At 74.3% G+C, this 2,232-nt stretch carries 2 protein-coding genes and 1 pseudogene; 2 read left to right on the top strand and 1 reads right to left on the bottom strand.

Features of this window, described 5'->3' with window-relative positions; translation table 11 throughout:
* Both ACWJ6R_RS35000 and ACWJ6R_RS34995 read left to right on the top strand, forming a co-directional pair.
* Window positions 1–434: pseudogene (locus tag ACWJ6R_RS35000) on the top strand (hypothetical protein); the annotation flags it as partial.
* Window positions 377–1,099 carry a hypothetical protein gene (locus tag ACWJ6R_RS34995; protein WP_449066315.1) on the top strand — a complete coding sequence of 241 codons (723 nt, stop codon included), beginning with the start codon at window positions 377–379 and terminating at the stop codon, window positions 1,097–1,099. The pseudogene ACWJ6R_RS35000 and the gene ACWJ6R_RS34995, both read left to right, overlap by 58 nt.
* A 16-nt stretch (window positions 1,100–1,115) precedes the next feature.
* Here the strand turns inward: ACWJ6R_RS34995 and ACWJ6R_RS34990 are convergent.
* On the bottom strand, window positions 1,116–2,232 hold a 1,117-nt coding region (locus tag ACWJ6R_RS34990; RefSeq protein ID WP_449066314.1), incomplete at its 5' end, for a lysozyme.

Raw genomic sequence — 2,232 nt, 5'->3', positions numbered from 1 at the left:
GTCTCACGCTGGGCGCGCTCGCGATGCTCGTCGCGCTGCTGCTGGCCGCCTGGGCCGCGCTGCTGGCCCGGCGAGCGGGCTCGGTCAAGGCGTCCGCCCGGGGCCGGCGCCCGATGACCGCCGCCACCGCGACGGGCGCCGTGGTCGCCAAGGAACTGCGGACCTGGTCGCGCGACCTGGTCCGGACACACCAGCTGACCTTCGCCATCGCCTACGGCGTGTTCTTCGCCGCGGCCCCGCTGGTCCTGGGCTGGAACGCCATGCTGCCCTGGGCCGGGCCGATCTTCATCATCATGGCCGCCGCCATGTCGGCCAACCTCTACGGCGTCGACGGCACCGAGATCTGGCTGACCCTGCTCTCCCCGGGCGCGGCGACGTGCGGGGCAGGCAGCTGGCCTGGCTGCTGGTCGTCGGGCCGGTGGCCGCCGCGCTGACCCTGGGCCTCACCTCCGTGACCGGCGGCCCCTGGCCCATGGTGCTCGCGCTCACCGCCGCGCTGCTCGGCGGCGCCGCCGGGATCGTGCCGCTGATCTCGGTCTACGCGCTCGTGCCGGGCATCGACCCGCACCGGCGGGGCAACAACCCGCTGCGCTCCAGCGAGGACGACGGCGCGATGACCGGCCTGGCCTACGCCGTACTGGTCCTGGTGGCGCTCACCGGGGCCCCGGCGGCGGTGGCGGTCGCGCTGTACGGCTGGGCGGGCGTCGCCGTCGGCGTGGTGACCGGCGGCCTGTGCCTGTGGGGCTTCGGGCTGCTCGCCCAGCGGCGGCTGCACGCCCAGGGCCCCGAGCTGCTGCACATGATGCGGACGGGCAAGCGGCCCGCGGTCAAGCCGGGGAGCTGGGCGAAGTTCGACGACCTGCCGAAGCGCGAGCAGATCATCACAGCCCTCTGCTGGTCGGTCGGCGCGATCCCGCTGTTCCCGCAGGGCATCGTGGCGGGCTTCCTCAAGGCCAACGGGACCGAGGACCGGAGCTGGTTCCTCGCGCTCCACATGCCCGAAGGGCTCCAGTGGCCGGTGATCGTCTTCATGGTCCTGCTCGGCCTCGGCATCTACGGCCTGGGCCTGTGGATCCCCTACCGCCGTCGCACGCCCTGACGGGTCCCCGCCCCGGTCAGCGCCACCGCCCGGTGCGCACGTCGACGTAGTCGCCGCCGCTCCGGGCGGCCAGGCGCAGCGCGTCCCCGTTGTAGGCCGCCTGCCAGTAGCCGTCTCCCGATGCTCGGAACGTCCGGCGGAAGGTCCCGCCGGAGGAGGTCACGGCGGTGCCCGCCGTCCGCCAGACGGTGGAGCCGCGCGGCCGGAACCTGATCACGACCCGCTGCCCGGCGACGGCGCGCCGGGTGCCGGCGGCCAGGCGCAGGGTGCCGGAGACCGTCAGCTTCCGGCCCTTCCTGACCGGCTCCGGCCCGGCGTTCAGCGACGAGACGATGGTGGCGGCCTTGGCCGCCTTGCGCGCGGGGGCCTTCACGGGAGCCTTCACAGGAGCTTTCACAGGGGCCTTCACGGGCGTCTTCGCCGGGGCCGGGGTGCTCCGGCCGGCGGCCAGCAGCTTCAGCTGCTCGTAGGTGCCGTTGAAGACGTTCTGGTCCCCGGGGAAGACGCCGGAGTCCGCGTGCTGCCAGATGGCGTGGGCCGTCCAGCCCGCCGGAAGGGCGCCGACGGCCGAGGAGTAGCGGGCGAGCCAGAGCGGGTGGTCTCCGAAGGCGGCGCTGCCGCCGGTGCAGGTCTGCCACCAGTAGGTGTTGGTGTAGACGGCGGGCCGCCGGCCGGCCAGGGCGAGGTAGCGGTCGCTGAAGTCGCGGATCCAGGCCGTCATCTGGGCGGGTGACAGGTCGTAGCACAGGTCCAGGCCGTTGGAGGACTGGTACGGGTTGAACTCGATGTCGAGCACGCCCGGCAGGGTCCAGCCGTCGGCGGTCCAGCCGCCGCCGTTGCGGAAGAAGTAGTCGGCCTGGGCGGCGCCGCCGGACTTGTGCGGCAGGGCGAAGTGGTAGGCGCCCCTGATCAGGCCTGCCTGCCGGGCCCCCTGGTACTGCTCGGCGTAGCGGGGGTTGCGGTAGGTGGTCGACTCGGTGGCCTTGACGTAGGCGAACCGGGCGCCGTCCCGGTACACCGCGGGCCAGGACACGCCGGGCTGGTGGGAGCTGACGTCCAGCCCCCGGATGCCGGGCGGCACGGGCGCGGCGGCGACCGGCGCACCGGCCCGTGCGGAGAGCTCGCCCGGCGGT

It is taken from the genome of Planomonospora algeriensis (genome assembly GCF_977012225.1).
Note: the sequence above shows the minus strand (reverse complement) of the source record. Positions and strands in the feature narration are given on the sequence as shown.